This is a genomic window from Lysinibacillus sp. NPDC093692 (assembly GCF_050280125.1).
GTDB lineage: Bacteria > Bacillota > Bacilli > Bacillales_A > Planococcaceae > Lysinibacillus.
The window spans coordinates 38,865-56,864 of the sequence record NZ_JBNNUW010000002.1; the positions used below are offsets into that span (position 1 = coordinate 38,865).

The window sequence follows — 18,000 nt, forward strand, 5'->3', positions numbered from 1 at the left end:
AACAGGAGCACAGAAATGAAAATACTTATAGATACAATTTAATAGTCATATCAAATTTCTTTGATACTGTTTTTGGTAGACATTATTCAATCATAACAGCTACTGTATATTACAGCGATAAAACAAGTTTCCTAAAAGGTTTGACAGAATTAGCGTTTATAACTAAACTTCCTAAAGATACGGTAAATATAGAAAAAATAGGTTTTTAGCTACTGTTATACTGAAAGGTTTATGTTGAATAAAAAAATCAAAATTGTATTAAAGTTATATATTTACATTGGTGGTAATGACGTCAGAGGAGTGCGACTGAGATGTTGTTAATCTGGATATATTTTAGTAAGTGGAATGGGGAAAGGTGATTAAAAACGGACTGGAAAAATGAGTTAAAAAGATTCGGAATAAGCGTAATCCAGCCCATTCTAATTAGAAAAAGTTATTGTGAGTAACTTAATAATATGTTATGATATAATAGTTTTTAGAAATGCATTATATAGCATGAAGGGAGACATATTGTTGTGAGTACTTACAATGACTTCATCCAATCAGTTAAAGATAACATTCATAAAATACATGAAAACAATAAAACTAGAAGGGAAGTAGAAAATCAATTAGCGATATATGGTATTAATAAAGGGGAACTTCAAAGATACTTTAATGATATTGACACACTTGATGAAATAGATATAAGAGCAATAGCACTAATAGGTGAACAAATATATATAAAATTTGGTATCGAAAGTCTTGACCTTAAAAAAACATTTAATAAAAATGAATTGAACGATATTAGAGTTTTTTATAACACAAAGCAAAATGATTATATAGATTATCCAATTGTGATACATGATGTAACAATGATTGGTCAAGGTAGTTATGTTTTTCCAATTGATTATAAATTCATAGCAAGGCTGTATAATAGTAATAAACTGAATTATAATTTTGAAGTTCAAAGGCAACCGAAATTTGTCAAAAGGAAAGACAGAGTTATCAAAGCCCCTTTTATCAATCAGAATAGTGTCAAAGAAATTACTAAGCACTTATTAAACGGTACGTTAGTTCCTACAAATATTGTGTATAATGCCAGTCTAGGTAGTTCTAATGAGAGTGAAGAATTAATCTACAATAGCAAAGAAAGAACTCTAACAATAACAGACGGAACACGTTTGGATATATTAGATGGTATGCACAGAACGATTTCCTGTTTAAGAGCTTACTCAGTGAATAAAGATTTGGATTTTAATTTTATTGGACTTCTTTTTAATTTCACAACGAAACAGGCTCAGAACTATCAGAGCCAACTAGCAAAAGCTAACCCTATTCCTAAGAGCAGAATACAGGAACTTGAAGCAAGTAGATACGCTGACTTTGTAGTTCAACAATTGCGCATAGATAGTGAATTGAAGGATAGAATAACGTCTAGAGACAGACTAGGAAAAGGCACAAATGAACTAGTGAGCTACGCTGTAATATCCAATGCAATTGACAGTACTTTTGAAATGAAAAATAAACTCGAAGCGCTTGGAAATTATAATTATTTATCAGAGTACTTTACTTACTTATTTGGTTACTTCCAAGAAGATTTAGAACAACTAGACAATGGTAACTTAATGTTTTATAACAAGATGTTCATAGGACACATAAAATTAGCAAAGCGAATGAAAGAACACAACATACCTTTAAGCAACCTCAATCATATTTTGAGTGGTATAGACTTCAATAGGGAAAATAAGATTTTTAAAGACTATGGAATAGTTGTAAACGGTAAGGTAGCTAATAAAATTGAAAAATCCATAATAAAACTATTTGATGATATTGAGCTAAAGGGGAAATAGATAATGACAATTCAAAACAATGTTTTAAAATTTGATAAATTATATAACGGTGAAGAAAAAAAGGCTTTTATTAATCAATATGAATCAGTTGATAGTCAGTTAACAATTTATTGGCAATTCCTAAAAGTAGCACCTTTTGAATTTCAAGCAAATAAAGATATGTCAGAAATGACAGGCGCAGAAATAAAAGAAATGTTATTAAGCGCTGAGTGTTCAACAATAACAAGTGCTATCAATCATATTAATACTTATAAACGATATATTGATTACATGACAACTACAAGCCCATTCTATGAGTTTGAAAGCTATTCAGAGCTTGCAAGTGAGATAGTAGCAAAGGAGAAAAACAAGCGCTACAGCAAAGAGGAATTAATGTTCATGTTAGATGAATTAAATAACTACACTGACCAAGCATTGTTACTAGCTTTATTTGAGGGAATCAAAGGTAAATCATTTAGTGAATTATTAACATTAAAAAGAGAAAATCTTCATGTGATAGAGGAAAAAGGCTTCGAAGACTACTATGTTGCAGATGTATATGACGAAGGAACTAAAGAAATTAGACGAGTAAGAATAAGCGAAGATCTTTATAAATTACTTATTTTGGCAGATAAACAAACAGCATATAGAACAAACAATCAAGATGAAATCATAGAGACCCCTTTTAATGAATATGAATATATTTTTAAGAAAGCAAAAAAAGGAAGACAGGGCGGTAATGTATTAGACAGACATTTCATCACTAGAAAGTTTGTATTCTTTAAAGAGTTCTTTGGTAACATCTATTTAACTGCGGAAGACATTGTTCAAAGTGGTATGATGTATATGGCATATACTTTGTTCAAACAAAGTGGAAAACTAGGAAAAACGGAGCTTTTAACTATTGGAGAGCATTACGATACTATTATGGCAACATCAAATGGAAAAGACTATTATAGAAATATAACCGACTTAAAAAGAAAAATATTTAATGAGCAATTAGGGAAACTATATAGTGAGCTAGAAGGTGTTGAATATTCTGATTGATACATTCTTTTTAGTGGCATTGTGCTTCCACAGTGTCACTAAAACATAGGTATTAAATTATCACTACACCTTAAAAACGACAATTAGTTGTTAATTTCAACATATTTGGTTGTCGGTTGTTAAATGTTTGTATAAGTAATATAATAATATTTAAGAATCGACAAGCGTATATGTGATAAAATGACTACTGCTAGTATAGCTTTTTGACACGGAAGCCCTTGTTTATGTTCTATCAAGATGTTATAATTGACTATGTTGTCAAAAGTAACTAATAGGGCAAGCGTTTCTAGTAATAGTTACATATACCTTCAAAAGAGAAAATAAAACATATCGTTGGGGGAAAAACTAAACAATGGCACATCCTATTAGTATTCGATTAATGATGAAAACACATGCAAGTAAGAAATTTGACGAGTTGATTGAGCAATTTGAATATGCTCAAATGCTTATTTTATTAACTAAAGAGGGAAACTTCCATAGTTATCCAATTGAGGATAGAGAACAAGACGATGACGAGTTCTATGTTGATTTGATTTTTGGAGACATGAAAGCTTTTAAAAAAGAAAAAGAAGTATTTGAAAAATTACAAAGTGTTCATTTTGAAAGTGATAATGGCGAACTATTTGAGTTTAAGTTTCTTGAGTCATTGAGTGTTATTGAAGTAGTAGAACTGTCTGACATCGACACTATCTTATACAATCCAAAAACACTTGAAGCGTTGCTCGATTAAGCTTTACAAAAAAAGTAGCAAAATGACTAATAAACCTTTATAGTAAGTCGATTATTTTATGATTTATGAAAGTGGTTAGTGTTTATAACACTAATCGTGTATCACAGAAAAATTTTATTATAGCCGATACAATCGTTTTGTATACAAGCGGTGCATGGGTACTAGAATAGTACTAAAGAATCATATGATTAAGAGCTTTAAATCAGTTATTTTTGAGTTGGTTGCCATTATGATAAACAAAATATCGATAAACATTTAGACAATCTAAAATTCAATCTAAGTGGTATGTTTCGTACTATGCTTATGTACATTGGTTGCAAATTGAAATTAAACAGCACCTCAAACTGAAGTGAATAAAATATCTTAAAGTAATCCTTATGTAATACCGAACTCATTTCATTTTAAGACGGGGCTTTTTAAAAGTTGGAGTGGAAGTACACCTACATAAGTTGAGGGTGTTGAAATCAAACAAACACACCAATGTAACATCGAGAAAGTTTTTCAGACGTTATTCATATCAATTTCATATTGGCCAAAACATAGTACAAGGTATTGTAACAGATGTGTGTTTATCTTATTTTCTAAAAATACCTTGCACTAACAGAAATGTTGTGTGAGGTATTTTTTGTTTTCACAAAACTCGGTTTAAACTACTCAGAAGTGCTGACTACATTTCTGATAAAATAGCAATTTTACTTGCGAAGGATAGGACAACAAACAAAAAACAACGTAATAAAAAGAAACTAGAAACTGCTATTATCAACGACTTATCTGTAAGCTACACAGTTGAAGTTAAAGGTAATGGCAAAAAAATTGCTTTAAATAGAACATACATTCGGTTTTGTGTATATTAGTAATGATTAGATTCTTAAAATATCCGTTTCAGATCGGAAATATTAGTTTCTATCAATCATATGACCTATAGCAACACAACACAAGCAGTGAGCTAAAAGTCATAAGCTATATAGGTGTTACTAGGGATAGACAGACATGTGAACGCACTACCACGTCTATGCCTAGAACCCTTATATAAGAAAGAAATGAAAGGTAATGGATAAGATGATGTTTTTATATGAAAGTCTTCATAGCTATCAGAAAGACTTGATAGATGAAGAAATTGAAGAATATATTAAAAAAATGATAATAACTAATCGTGGTTTTAATTACACTGAAAGTCAATTTCAATCTTTAATAAATGAAATAGTGATATATGGAAAACAAGTCAACAGCTTTTTAGGAGAAGCAGTCAATTGCTTTAATTTAAAACAACTAGTAGTCAAGTCAAGGGCAATAAAGATAGCCTATGAACTAGAGCAGAGCAATCTAAGAAGTAAAACAAAAAGAGCTCTAGCAAATAAAAGAGAAGAGATTGTAAATCAACTTCAAGAAAGCTACGATATAAGTAATGATATAATATCTTATAAGTATTCATTTAAAGATTTTTATATGAATACTGAAAAAATTTCAGAACCACATATGGAAGATGAAACAGTGTTTGTGTTTTTTGGAGAGCATTGATAGGTATAGCTATAGATGTTCTTTTGGATTATTCAATACCAACAGAAGATGATGTATATAACTAATTAAAAATATTAAGAAAATCATAAGTGCTATTAATCGTAAATCCACAATGACCAGTTGGGAATTAGACAAGTAGAGGAAGATTGGTTCGAATAAACTATTAAAAATTTCTTGATTTCTCGTTATATAAGAAATATAATGACATGTAATATTCTTATTTGATTTTCAAAAACAACATAATAACATTATGGTGAATTTATAATAATGCGTGACAAGGAAAAAGATGAAGTATGCATGAATAGCAGAGCAGGTTTTTTGACAATGGACCTTGTTAGCTTACGAGTGAACCTGATACAACTTAAATATTAGGCGACCAGTGAATCAAAGTGGGTTGCGGAAGATTGAATACAGTCCTTTAACTAACAAGTGTAAGGAAAGAAAATGATCTTCAGAGAGATGGTTCATTTAAATGTGAATGTAAAGGAGGTGGTAGCTCAAAAAAGTGATACAAGCTTTGTTCCTTTTCTTGAATGACTATACATATAGCTCTCATAACGCAATGACTAGCTCAACTGATTACAAGTCAAACAATACAACCAATACTAGCTTTAAAACTAACGCAAGTTCATAGAAGGGTGGTAGCTAAGTATTACGAGCGTAGAAAGTTGTTCTTTTAGAGCATTCCGGTTTCTTCATTGAGCTACCTGAACTTGAGTATGGCAGCATATATAAAGCTTTAACTATGCCAAAGGAACGTATTGAGGAAATCAAATACGTTTCAGAGAAGCTATAGGTTAAGGTGTATGTTCCAACACTAAATCAAGATGAAATAGTAAAGTAGGTTATTCTAGTTCCTTTCCTTAAATTAGATTACTTGAGCTTTGATACAGTGTTAAGTCCCTATGACGTCATTGTTACTAATATTAATCAAAGAAATTGAATTAAACAACGTTACACCACTCTTAGTATTGGAAGCATTCTCTATGAATAATGAAAGTCTTTCAAAACAAAAGCTAGTTTCAATTATCAGTCAAGACGTTTGGGGATACGCCCAAGTTGACTTCATTAAAAAGATAATTTCAATTATAGATGTATTGACTATCGAAGTGAGTGGAGGTACTTATGAACCTAGCGATTATAAGATAGATATTCTTAACATGCCTACTTATCCTTATAAGTTCTTGATATTTACGAGAATGAAAAGGGTAAAAGTAGGAGTTGAACTATTAAGACTTGTGGCACATTTGCTGTCCTATGGAAATTACATAAGTAGTGATCGAACACCTGAGGAAGTAGAAATTGTTTCTAGATTGTAACACCAACATACAACGCACCAATTCCCATTCAACTTAGATAATAGCTCATACGTTAAAAAACCTTTTCTTAGTAGCGGAGGCTAAAGTGTTGGGATTATTAGAGAACATGGAACAGTGAATATGATTATGTTTATCAAAATTTATTGAGCCACCTAAACGACAGGTAATTATTAATGGATTCCAAGAAAAGAGCTATATCATTGGCTCTTTTATCTGTAATGACAAGGATGTCGGTCTTTCATGTAGATAAGGTGGGGAGATTACCGAATGGGATTCTCAATAGCTAGCAATTGTTCATTTAGAGGAAAAATGAAAGAGGCAATATGATAATTACAGCATGGGTATTATTAATATTCTTTTGAGCATTTGGTTTTTGGACTACTGCTCAATACTACTTTGGTAAAAGGACTTTAGGTTATCGAGCTCGTTTAGGACGAACCTAACTTTATCAGAAACTTGTGGTGGCTACTCAAATGAATCAATGCAGATGTTAACTTGTGTAATCACTAGAATGGAAGAGACTAAAATTAAAACAGTAATCAAAGAGTTTGATAGTCATTCTTTATAAGAATCACAGTCGTTGCAGAAGTAAAAGGTGGTACTTTCACTAAAAGAGATATTCATTAAAGGTGGGCTTTTCCTACCCTTTTAATTAATAGATGATTAGGGGCTATTCAACATGACAATAATTACACTACAACACACACAAGATACATATGAGTCTTTACAATTATTCCGATCCATAGAAGAAATGAATAAAGCCGTAATGGCGCATAAACGCTTAAATAAGGAGCAATTAACTAAATCAACATATGCTGTCCTAGACTTCATTTCACAGTGGTCTTGCAAGTATGTAGGGGTGAGCTACCTTTGTCAGAAAAGAATCGCGGAGAGCCTAGAAATAAGCTATAAAACGGTTCAAAGATCTATTTCTAAATTAGTAGAATTGAACGTTGTGAAGAAGTTTAAAACAAAACGAGCTACAGGTGACAAGCGACAAAGCAGTAATATCATTGTAATTCAACCAGCTAAAGAAAATGTCCAACCCAAATGTCCACCCGAAGATACTCTTATCAATACTCAAAATATTAATAAAACAAATGATACAGAAAAAGAGGGTCTTTCTTTAAAAGAAGCTGATAAGGAATCTTTAATTAAAAAAGGATTAGTAAAGAAATTACCTGAAACATTACAACGTGTATTAGCCCCTTTCTTTGACGCAGATGAAATTTATAAATTAGCGGGAACTATTTATAAAGCTAAATCTAAGGTTGATAAAGCTATTCAAATTGAAGATTATTCAAATGAATACTACCAATGTATTCTAAGTGTTATAAATGCCTATAAACGAGGTAAAGCCGATTCATTACATGGTCTGTTGTTCCATGCTATTAAGGCTACAACAAAGACTATATGGCTTAAACAACGTGCTACAGGTGGTATTTGGTCTTCATTTTTAAGTTGATTTAAAAGTGATATAATAATAACAGAGATGAATTTCATGCTTGTGATGATTGTTGTTCTAACCATGAAAAAAGATATGTTTATAGTATTGTCTCCTAAAACGAGTAGACAATTTATTTGAACTTGAATAATCTAGAAATTTAAAATTTTAGACATTTCATTTGGTAAAACCATAAAATAATATATAATGACAAATGTATTTTTCGTATCTATGATATGAACTATAAAGGTATCACTTGAGAAGTAGTAAAAGAACTATTGGAGTTTTAGAACGCCACTATCAAGCAATATTGCAGGTTGGCGATAACGTTAAAGAGTGTTTTACAGTGTCAAAATTACTAGATAAGCATATTGAAACTGTCTGAACACATCTTGAGTCATATGAAATCATGTATGACATAGTAATTAGCATAAGAGAGGTTTGCTCAAAAGTTATGAAGTCAGAGGAACTTGTAACGATCGAAGGGAAATGAAGGTCTTAAATGACACATTTTGGAATTGATTGGAGAAAAGGAATTTGACTAAAGAAAGTATCAGGTTCGTGGGCATTGACCCATCAACTAAAACAGGTTTTGTTATTCTTGATTCTAACGGTGAGGTAGTTGTAGAAGAAGAAATTCGAGCAACAGCTACAAAAGACCCTGCTAGAATGATTGGAATAGCAAAACAAATTAAATCGTACTTGCAACCAAATGACAAAGTTGTTATTGAAGGTTTCGCTTACGGTGCTAAGGGTAAAGCAGTAGACTTCCAATATGGACTAGGTTGGTTAATCAGAGCTATGCTTTTTACTGAAAAGTTCGGTTATTCTGACGCTACACCAAGTCAGGTGAAGAAGTTTGCCAGCAACAAAGGGAACGCAAAGAAGGAAGATTTAGTGCTACCACTGTATAAGAAGTGGGGTTATGAACACCACTCAGATAATGTGCGTGACGCATACATTATGGCTCGTATGGCGTACAACATGTATAATCACGCTGGATTGCAGAAATACGAGCAAGAGGTACTGAGTAAAATGATAAAGCCAAAATAATAATAAATTGTAAAAAATAATAATTTATAAAAGGGTTATTAAAATCACTTTACAAAAATAACATAATAATATAATGTGAAAATTATATATTGGTGGCTTGTTAGTTACTTAACAAAAAGCATAATAAGATTTGAAAGGTAGGGATTGTAAAATGGCAGAACAATTATTACGAGAAGCATTAAATAAAATTGAGATAGTTGGTTTCGCTCAAGAATCAACACTCGAAAAGAAAGAGTTCAAAGACAACATAGGTAAACCTTACACATGTATAAGCGGTGACATTACTGTTAAAATCAGTGAGGAAGAAACTCAGGTTGTGTCTTACTTCGCAAAAGAGCTTACACAAAAAGGCGAAGTAAATAAAAACTACAAAGCCTTAACTACTATCATGAATGAACTAGTTACTGTTGCTGACGTTGCTCAAGGAGTATCAGAAGGTGAGCCTTCCCGTATTGAATGTCAAGGTAAATTAACTCTAAATGAGTACAAAGGCAATGATGGAGAAGTTAAATCATTCCCTAAAATTAGTGGTCAATACGCACCTATTCGCTACAAAGGCGAAGCAAAAGATTTCAATCCAAAAGCTAAGTTTGATATTGAGGGAATCGTGAAATCACTTAAAGCAGAAACAGATAAAGATGAAAATGAAACAGGTCGATTAAAAATTCAGCTTTACGTTCCTTTGTATGGTGGGAAAACAATTCCATTAACATTTGTAACAGGTGAAACATTGCCACAAGGCGGTAAAGACTACTTAACTGACAACTTCCAATCTCGTGCTTCTGTGCGTATTTACGGTGATTTAGTTAACAAGTCTAAAAAAATCGAACGTGTAATTGAATCAGGTTTCGGTGAAAACAAAACTGACGTAACTTATGAGCGTACTCGTGAGTTTATCGCAACAGGCGGTACATTATACGAGGAAGGTGTTCACAAAGAAGTATTCGACATTTCACTTCTTAAAGAAGCATTAGCTAATCGTGAGCGTCATTTATCAGCACTAAAAGAGAAAGAAAAAACTGATGATAAACCAAAACCAACAGCAGGTTTTGGTAATGGTTCTCAACAAACAAATGCTAAAACAAATGAAAAACAAGATGATGGTTTAGATGATTTATTTGGTGAAGATTAATTCTTCTAAGTAATGAAATAATATCGTAGATTTCGATAATTAAAAAGAAGGTTGACAATCACCACTTTCTTTTCTGAATAGGCGGTTGTCAACCTTCTTCTATTGAATAAATTTTAACAGAAAATGGAGAGTTAAACAATGACAATCGACTTATTAGCTATTCAACCACATCAAATTTCTCGTGATCTTCGTGAAAAAATCGTAGTAATCTACGGTGAGCCAAAGGTTGGTAAAACAACTATAGCTTCACAATTTCCCAAAGCTTTATTACTAGCGTTTGAAAAAGGCTATAACGCTCTTGCGGGTGTTATGGCACAAAACGTTACTAAGTGGGCTGACTTCAAGAAGGTATTACGACAACTTGAAAACGCTCAAGTTAAAGAAAAATTTGAAACTATTATTGTAGATACAGCAGACTTATCTTATGCTTCATGCGAGAAGTTCATTCTTCAACGTGAAGGCGTAGATAAAATCGGTGATATTCCTTACGGTGGGGGCTATAAATTAGTTCGTGACGAGTTCGATACAGTGTTACGGTCAATCCCAATGATGGGTTATGGTCTTGTAATGATTTCACATGCTCAAGTACAAACGATTACAGCAGAAGATGGAGCAGAGTATTCAAAAACAGTACCGACATTAACAAAACAGCCTCGTGGTATCGTGCTGTCAATGGCTGACATTATCGGTTACGCTAAGTCAATCGAACGTGAAGGTGAATCTAAAACAGCATTATTCTTACGTGGTACACAACAATTTGAAGCGGGTTCACGTTTTAAACATACACCACCTGTTATCAAATTTGAATATGAAGCCCTAGTGAAAGCAATCGCTGACGCTATTGAAAAAGAAGAAGTTGAAAAAGGTCAAACAACAGTAGTTGAAAAAGGAGTTAACTTATACGCTGAGGAAGAACTACTATCGTTTGAAGATTTAAAAACTGAAATCAAAGACCTTACAGCTAAATTAGTTGAAAAACAAGGTGCTAACGTTGCGAAAAAAACAATGAACAACCTTGTGGAACTACACTTAGGAAAAAGTCGAACTCTAAAAGATGTGACAGAATCGCAAATAGAACAACTGTCTTTAATTGCTTATGATTTAAAACAAATGTTGTAAAAATAGCGTAATGATATGTGAGTGGGGAGTGTTAGAGATAGCGCTCTCTATTGTCGCTTGTAAAGGGTGGTAAGTTGTGGCAAGAGCATTACCAAAGTGCAAAATTTGTAAAGAAGAAATCAATAAGAATGATGTATCTAGTTTTATTAAAAAGAGTAGTGGTTATTTCCATGTTGACTGTGAATCAGAAAAGGGAGATAAGGAAAAGAAGACATGTAGTTTCTGTAATGGAGAGTTCGAAAGCGAAAAGGATATTGTGAAGCGTGGTAGCTTAACAGTCCATCAAAGTTGCTTAGAGCAATATCATCAATCTAGTGAGAAGGTTGAAGTGAAGGTTAGGGTGAGAACCTGTCCTAAGTGTAAAGAGAAGGTCAATCCCCTTGACGTAGACGCTCTTGATACTGACACAGCAACTTATCACAAAGCTTGCTATAAGAGCATACAAAGACAAAAGAAAAACCGAGAGGAACTACTTGATTACATTGCATTGAAATACAATGTTGAGTTTCCAACCGGCTTTATGTTAAAGCAAATAACTGATTATCACAATAAACGAGGTTACTCATACAAAGCAATGCTAGTGACCTTAAAGTATATGTTTGATGTTGAAAAAGTTCCTACTAAGGAGGGTGTAGGATTAGGTCTTATACCTTTCTATTTCGAGAAAGCCAAAAGCTATCACCAAAAACTAAGAAAAGCAGGAAACTCAGCTAACAACGTTACTATAAACAACAAGACAGTGAAAATCAAAGCTGTTGCCCCTGTTAAGGCAAATAGAGTAAGTCGCTATGATTTAAGCAGCATGTAAGGAGAATGGGAAATGAGTAATAAAACACTCTTAGCTCTACAAGATAAATTTGCTTATATTCCAATATTCGCTAGACTTCTGAATGAACCTGATGAAGTGTTGAGTTTATCTAGTGGATATAAGCTAACACCGAATGATTTCCCTGAGAGATTTCATAAGATTTTATTCACAACAATAAATGAGCTTTATCATGAAGGTGTCTCAAAGATTGGTAAGTTTGAGATTAACGCCTATTTACTAAAAGGATTTACTAACCAACACCGAATATATAAGGACAATGGCGGTGATGAATATGTTGACAGAGTGATGGAACTAAATGAGCCTGATAACTTCGATTATCACTATAACAGAGTTAAAAAGTTTTCATTGCTTAGACACTATACTGAGGTTGGTATTGATATTTCAGACATTTATGATGTTGATGTTTTTGAGCTTAAAGATGAAGAAGAACAGTCAGAACGCTTCAATAAATTGACTATAGTTGACATAGTGAAACACATTGACAGCAAAATCATTGATATTAAGTCTGAATTTTTGATTGAAAAAGAAGGTGTCGGTAGTCACTTATCTGAGAACATTCGAGATATTTTCTTCAAGAAAACACTAGCTCTAAGTTATGGCGCTAACTTAACAAGTGGCTATCTTAACACAGCTTCTCGTGGCGCACGATTGCGAAAGCTTTACTGTATTTCAGGTAACTCAGGCTCGGGTAAAACTCGTTCGCTATTAGCCCACATCTTAAATATGTGTGTAACTGATATTTATACTGATGGTAAGTGGGTTAAAACCAACAACAAAGGGCGTGGATTATTTATCTCAACGGAGTTAGAGGAAGAAGAAATTAAGATTCCTGCGGTATGTTTCATTGCTGATGTTGAAGAAGAGAAGGTTCATAACAATGACCTAACGGACGATGAAATTAAGCGTTTAAAACACGCTTTTAAAGTTTTAGAACAAACACCTGTATGGTTCGAAGAATTATTTGACTTTGATGATGATGATATTGAACATGAAATCGAGAAACATGTAAACAAAAATGGTGTACAATATATTGGTTTTGACTATATGCATTCAACATTAAAGATGTTTGATAGCCTAGCAAAACAAGGCGCACGTAACCTTCAAGAGCACCAAGTATTGCGTATCATGTCAATACGTTTAAAGAACATCTGTAATCGCTACAATGTTTGGATTGGTACATCTACTCAGCTTAATGACACATGGAAACAAGGTGCATTAGACCAATCGGCATTAGAAGGCTCTAAATCTATAGTCAACAAACTGGACTTAGGGGCAATTCAAATTCCTCTTACAACTCAAGATGAGGCGTTGTTTGATGAAATTAAAAAGACCGCTAACTTAGGTTTCCATTTGCAACCTACTCACACAATCAACATCTATAAAAATCGTGGTAACAAGTGGAAGTTAATTCGCATTTGGGTACATTTCAATTTAGGTACTCTACGAATGACCGACTTATTTGTAACTAACTATAAAGGTGAAGTTATCTCTGATATTACACCAACTATGGTTGAACAGTTCCTAGAAGTTGATGAAAATGAAGAAACAGTTGTTTTCAACATCTATGCAGAAGATAAAGAAGAAATCATGGCTATCATAAAAGAAGCTAATAGCTATCAAGATGAAGGTAGCATTGGAGATTTATTTGGGGGCTAGGTGATTGAAATGTATGACAAAGATAAGTTGAAAAGTGAGCTAACAATTGAAGATATTAAGACAATTCTGACAGAGTTAGGGGTTCAACACATTGAATCACACCTAGAAAAAGGTCACATTATAACTAACACCATTTGTCATAACATTTCAGATGGAAAGATGAAGTTATACTACTACATAGATGATATGATTTTTCGTTGTTATACAGATTGCGGTAGTAATTTTGATGTATTTGACCTAGTGATTAAAAGCTATGCTTTAAAAGGCGTGGAAATTAATCTGATAGGTGCTATTAATTGGATTCTAAGAACTCTTGGAAAGACAAATGATTATACAACTAGACCAGAGGGTTTTGGGTATTCCTATGTTAGTAGACGAGAAGAATTAGATTGGCTTGATAGCTTAATAGTTAAGAAGCCTGTCAATATTGAAATGAAAGTGCATAGAGAATACACTTTGAAATTGTTTTCTAGAAAGCCTCACCCATTGTTCTTATATGACAATATCAGTGAGGAAACAATGAAAAAATATGAGATTATGTACTATGAGAAATCAAATAGAATTGTCATTCCTCACAGAAGACATGACACAGGTGAGTTGATTGGACTTAAATCTAGGTCATTAAACTTCGAGGACATTGATAATGGATATAAATACATTCCACTAAAGATACAGAATGTACAGTATTCTTACCCAACTTTCCAAAACCTTTATGGATTGTATCAAAACAAAAACTTCATTAAAAAGATTCGAAAAGTAGTTATTTTTGAATCTGAGAAGTCAGTAATGCAGTTTGAAACCTACTTTCCTAATCAGAACTTTAGTGTAGCTCTATGTGGTAGTAATATTAGTAAACAACAGGTGGAAATGCTAATTAACTTAGGCGTACAGGAAGTTATTATTGCGCTAGATAAAGAGTTCACAGTTCTCAACACAAAAGAGGCTAACATATATGAAGAAAAACTAGAGCGACTTTGCTCAATGTTTAGTAGCTACGCTAAGGTAAGTATGATATGGGACAGGTGGAATCTGCTAGATATAAAGGACTCACCTTCTGATAAAGGTAGAGGGGTTTTTGTTGAGTTATTCAAAATGAGAAGAACTATTAACACAAAGCAATGAATAACGCAATGGAAGAGCAATTAAAATATTAGAAGTATCAGTAGAAATTGCGATGTAGATTGCTTACTTAGATGAAGATACAAAAATCAATTTTGGCTTAACACCTGAAAAAGAAAAGAAGCAAAGGAAAATACCGAAAATATTGAATTTGCAATGTTATTTCTAGGTGCATAAAACTTTAAATTTAGGAAAATAAGAAACGGCAAAGATTATTTAAAAGTAATATAATGATATTATCGGAGAGTGAATTCGTTGTACAGGTTAATTAGCACATCCAATATTGTCACGGATGATTTCCTGGAAGTGATTCTAGGGAATCGTGGCATTACAGACAAAGAGCGGTTCTTAGAACCAAAAGCAAGTGATGAAATTCACTACTCAAACTTACACAACATAAAGGAAGCTGTAGCGCTGTTCAAAGAGATTGAGAACAGAGGGAGAGTAGAAGTGAGAAAGATAAGAGTTGCATTAATTATTGATAGTGATATTGATGGAAACACAAGTTCAGCTATTCTCGCTTCATATATCGAGAATCTATTCCCTCATATTGAACTTATCTTCTTATTCCATGAAGGTAAACAACATGGTATTACAGAGGATAAAGTGAAAGAGATTGTAGAGTTGAATAAGGAAACAGCTCTTGACTTATTAATCGTAGCTGACGCAGGAACAAGCGATTATAGACAACAGTATCTCATTAGTGAAAAACATGAAATACCTATCCTAATCCTTGACCACCACGAAGCTGAGAATGGTGAATCAGAGTTTGCTCTGGTAGTCAACAACCAACTATCAGATAACTATCCTAACAAGGCCTTATCAGGTGTAGGGATCGTATACAAGTTTTTACAGGCGCTTGACGATGAATATGGCTACATGGAAGCGGAGGAGTATTTAGACCTTGTAGCGCTTGGCAATATCGCTGACAGCATGGACTTAACAAGTCCTGAGACACGCTACTTAGTGTATGAAGGACTAAAAGATATACGCAATGGGTTCTTAAAGGAAATCATCTTAAAACAGATTGGTGACTTTAAGCGTGTATATCCCCACACCTTGGCTTTCGGTGTTATCCCTAAAATGAACGGTATTATCCGAGTAGGGAAACCGGAGGAAAAGATTGACTTATTCAATGCTTTTAGAGGGTTTGAGCAAGCTACAGTGAATCCTCGCTCTAAGAAAAGTGAGACACTTCCACAAAAGGTAACTCGACAATGTGTCAACGCTCATAAGCGTCAGAAGACAATGCGTGAAAAATGGGTTGTCAAAATCAGGGAGCAGATTGTAGAAAAGAATCTTCACGAAAATGCGTTTCTTTTGATTGAGCTAGAGGAATCATTTGACCGAGACTTAAGTGGCTACCTTGCTGGAGCGTTAGCAGGAGAGTATAGAAAGCCTGTTCTAATGTTAGTGTGGGATAGCAAGATAGAGCGCTTCTCAGGCTCTCTACGTGGTTATGATGGCACTATGAAGAACACTAAGGACTTTCTAGAGGGATTGAATTTGTTTGATTATCTAGGTGGACACCAAAATGCTTGCGGATTCAAGATTTCAAGAGATTCATTATTCAGTTTGAATGGTGCCATTAATAGCGCTTTAGAGGAACAGAATCTAACAGGTCATCAGAAGATTGATGTTGATTTCTATTTAGAAGATGGTCAATTAACTACTGAGCTAGTTAATAAAATTTTTGAATATGAGTACCTGTGGGGCAAGGGAGCAAGGAAGCCATTGTTTGCAATTGATATTGAAGTAGACACTAACAGGATTAAAAAGTCTTCAAGCTCAAACATGATTGAGTGGTATCACAACAATATCAAATTTTTACAATTCACATGCGATAGACGCTTACTTGACCTGATGGAAGACGGTCATATCGTTAACCTAACAATCGTTGGAAGCTTAAGTGTGAACTATTTCTTGGGAAAAAGCACACCACAGTTCATAATTGAAGATATAGCAATAGGTGAAAAAACAGAATTAACACCAATTGAAGAAGTCAAAGTAGATGATTTATTTAATTGGTAAAAATAACAAAATTGAATGTTTTATTATTGTGATGATGGCGATTTTATTAATATTTAGTAGAGGAAAATCTAGATGAAAAGGAGAGTAGCAATTATTAAAAAACACAATGAATTTTTTAATAATAATGAAAGCTATTGCCTTGTAGGTGAAGACAGGGCTATTTAGTTTACAATGTTGGCGACCTTGTTTCTTGATGCTTTTAGCTTAGGGCTCATAGATTGAAAACGAGTCTTTCGTGATGGGTTGGTAAGCTGATGATCTAATAGGCTTTATCAATTTTAAAGTCCCAATAGGTGAGTAATCAAATGAGATTTTGGAAGAAAAAGAAGAAAGCAAAACACGCAAAGAAGAAAGAGAAAGATGACATACTTGATTAGTTCTCAGATAGTGTAGACTATTATTGTTGCTTGTTTGAAATCTTTAAAAAGAGTAGGAAAAACTACTCTTTTTTTATTTACAAAAATAACAATATTATATATGATGTTGATTATTGGAACTATGTTTATTTAAAGAGGAAAAATAAGAATGAAAAACAAGAGTAAATACGACTTACAAAATGTTTGGTCAAAAAAATAAATTGAATTTATTACGAAAAAAAATTTTCTGTGAGTCAGTAGTATAGTGTAAATGCAAAAGAAATGAATAGTGATGAAATGCCTGTTAGAAAACAAATTGCTTTATTAATGAGTGAATTAGCGGCAAAGGGGAGATGGAAATGACAAATAAAATACATAAAAATGAGAATAAGCATTGGACTGATTCTCATTTAAATTATATTGAAACCAATTATGGTGTAAAAGACATTGAAGAAATGTCGAAATATTTAGGTAGGAGTGTTGAGGCTATTAAATGTTCCGCAACTAAACTTTGAGCAAGTCAAGACCCTAAACTTGCTCAAAGATTAATGACAACAAAAGAGCTTGCGAACTACGGACTACCTGCTAAAAAGTTTAAGAAACATGGAACTTCATACAATGACTATAGTTTTGGTGTTGAACAAGATAAGTTTTGGGATTGGCTCGAAAAACATAGAGAAAAAGTAAGTTTAGACCCTAATAAATTTGAGCGAAATGAAATATTGCCTGAGCCTGTTTGGTTGCAAGAGGTCATGGTAAATGGTGTTGCCTATGCCAGAAGAAAATGGTCGAAAAAGTTAGAAAAAACTGTTTGGGACATGTAGTACTTCAATCAAAAA

15 protein-coding genes and 1 pseudogene are annotated in these 18,000 nt (G+C 33.2%); all 16 read left to right on the forward strand.

Annotated features, from left to right (window positions below):
* Nucleotides 1-515: 515 nt before the first annotated feature.
* The 16 genes and pseudogenes from ACQKN4_RS02970 (at nt 516) to ACQKN4_RS03045 (ending at nt 17,985) form a co-directional block, all read left to right on the forward strand.
* The gene (locus ACQKN4_RS02970) at nt 516-1,829 is read left to right on the forward strand and encodes a DNA sulfur modification protein DndB (protein ID WP_079561217.1); all 1,314 of its coding nucleotides are present in this window, start codon (nt 516-518) and stop codon (nt 1,827-1,829) included.
* Nucleotides 1,830-1,832: 3 nt separating this feature from the next.
* Complete coding sequence (locus tag ACQKN4_RS02975; protein ID WP_079561218.1) at nt 1,833-2,855, forward strand: hypothetical protein; 1,023 nt, start codon at nt 1,833-1,835, stop codon at nt 2,853-2,855.
* Between the two features lie 352 nt (nt 2,856-3,207).
* Nucleotides 3,208-3,585: a hypothetical protein gene (locus ACQKN4_RS02980; RefSeq protein WP_079561219.1), complete on the forward strand. Its 378-nt coding sequence runs from the start codon at nt 3,208-3,210 to the stop codon at nt 3,583-3,585.
* Between the two features lie 1,050 nt (nt 3,586-4,635).
* Complete coding sequence (locus tag ACQKN4_RS02985) at nt 4,636-5,103, forward strand: hypothetical protein (protein WP_427482209.1); 468 nt, start codon at nt 4,636-4,638, stop codon at nt 5,101-5,103.
* 986 nt (nt 5,104-6,089) lie between these two features.
* Nucleotides 6,090-6,422 carry a hypothetical protein gene (locus ACQKN4_RS02990; protein ID WP_427482211.1) on the forward strand — a complete coding sequence of 111 codons (333 nt, stop codon included), beginning with the start codon at nt 6,090-6,092 and terminating at the stop codon, nt 6,420-6,422.
* A 454-nt stretch (nt 6,423-6,876) separates the two neighbouring features.
* A pseudogene (locus ACQKN4_RS02995) lies at nt 6,877-6,990 on the forward strand (DUF2179 domain-containing protein); the annotation flags it as partial.
* A 111-nt stretch (nt 6,991-7,101) separates the two neighbouring features.
* On the forward strand, nt 7,102-7,887 hold the full coding sequence (locus tag ACQKN4_RS03000; RefSeq protein WP_079561223.1) for a hypothetical protein: 786 nt from the start codon (nt 7,102-7,104) through the stop codon (nt 7,885-7,887).
* A 516-nt stretch (nt 7,888-8,403) separates the two neighbouring features.
* Entirely contained in the window at nt 8,404-8,919 is a 516-nt protein-coding gene (locus tag ACQKN4_RS03005) for a crossover junction endodeoxyribonuclease RuvC (RefSeq protein ID WP_240518255.1), read from the forward strand.
* Between the two features lie 151 nt (nt 8,920-9,070).
* On the forward strand, nt 9,071-10,051 hold the full coding sequence (locus tag ACQKN4_RS03010) for a hypothetical protein (RefSeq protein WP_079561224.1): 981 nt from the start codon (nt 9,071-9,073) through the stop codon (nt 10,049-10,051).
* Nucleotides 10,052-10,189: 138 nt separating this feature from the next.
* The gene (locus ACQKN4_RS03015; protein ID WP_079561225.1) at nt 10,190-11,170 is read left to right on the forward strand and encodes an ATP-binding protein; all 981 of its coding nucleotides are present in this window, start codon (nt 10,190-10,192) and stop codon (nt 11,168-11,170) included.
* Between the two features lie 76 nt (nt 11,171-11,246).
* The gene (locus ACQKN4_RS03020) at nt 11,247-11,978 is read left to right on the forward strand and encodes a hypothetical protein (protein ID WP_427482215.1); all 732 of its coding nucleotides are present in this window, start codon (nt 11,247-11,249) and stop codon (nt 11,976-11,978) included.
* A gap of 12 nt (nt 11,979-11,990) precedes the next feature.
* The gene (locus ACQKN4_RS03025) at nt 11,991-13,655 is read left to right on the forward strand and encodes a DnaB-like helicase C-terminal domain-containing protein (RefSeq protein WP_427482217.1); all 1,665 of its coding nucleotides are present in this window, start codon (nt 11,991-11,993) and stop codon (nt 13,653-13,655) included.
* Nucleotides 13,656-14,777, forward strand: coding sequence for a hypothetical protein (locus ACQKN4_RS03030; protein WP_427482219.1), 1,122 nt, complete (start codon nt 13,656-13,658; stop codon nt 14,775-14,777).
* Between the two features lie 252 nt (nt 14,778-15,029).
* A complete protein-coding gene (locus ACQKN4_RS03035) occupies nt 15,030-16,805 on the forward strand; it encodes a DHH family phosphoesterase (protein ID WP_427482221.1) in 1,776 nt (591 codons plus the stop codon).
* 715 nt (nt 16,806-17,520) lie between these two features.
* Nucleotides 17,521-17,676: a hypothetical protein gene (locus ACQKN4_RS03040; protein ID WP_427482223.1), complete on the forward strand. Its 156-nt coding sequence runs from the start codon at nt 17,521-17,523 to the stop codon at nt 17,674-17,676.
* 33 nt (nt 17,677-17,709) lie between these two features.
* A complete protein-coding gene (locus ACQKN4_RS03045) occupies nt 17,710-17,985 on the forward strand; it encodes a hypothetical protein (protein WP_427482225.1) in 276 nt (91 codons plus the stop codon).
* Nucleotides 17,986-18,000: the final 15 nt, after the last annotated feature.

What these genes read in the sequence shown, in the direction of transcription:
- ACQKN4_RS02975 (WP_079561218.1), top strand. Translation starts at nt 1,833, where the DNA reads ATGACAATTCAAAACAATGTTTTAAAATTTGATAAATTATATAACGGT.
- ACQKN4_RS02980 (WP_079561219.1), top strand. Translation starts at nt 3,208, where the DNA reads ATGGCACATCCTATTAGTATTCGATTAATGATGAAAACACATGCAAGT.
- ACQKN4_RS02985 (WP_427482209.1), top strand. Translation starts at nt 4,636, where the DNA reads ATGGATAAGATGATGTTTTTATATGAAAGTCTTCATAGCTATCAGAAA.
- ACQKN4_RS02990 (WP_427482211.1), top strand. Translation starts at nt 6,090, where the DNA reads ATGAATAATGAAAGTCTTTCAAAACAAAAGCTAGTTTCAATTATCAGT.
- ACQKN4_RS03000 (WP_079561223.1), top strand. Translation starts at nt 7,102, where the DNA reads ATGACAATAATTACACTACAACACACACAAGATACATATGAGTCTTTA.
- ACQKN4_RS03010 (WP_079561224.1), top strand. Translation starts at nt 9,071, where the DNA reads ATGGCAGAACAATTATTACGAGAAGCATTAAATAAAATTGAGATAGTT.
- ACQKN4_RS03015 (WP_079561225.1), top strand. Translation starts at nt 10,190, where the DNA reads ATGACAATCGACTTATTAGCTATTCAACCACATCAAATTTCTCGTGAT.
- ACQKN4_RS03025 (WP_427482217.1), top strand. Translation starts at nt 11,991, where the DNA reads ATGAGTAATAAAACACTCTTAGCTCTACAAGATAAATTTGCTTATATT.
- ACQKN4_RS03040 (WP_427482223.1), top strand. Translation starts at nt 17,521, where the DNA reads ATGACAAATAAAATACATAAAAATGAGAATAAGCATTGGACTGATTCT.
- ACQKN4_RS03045 (WP_427482225.1), top strand. Translation starts at nt 17,710, where the DNA reads ATGACAACAAAAGAGCTTGCGAACTACGGACTACCTGCTAAAAAGTTT.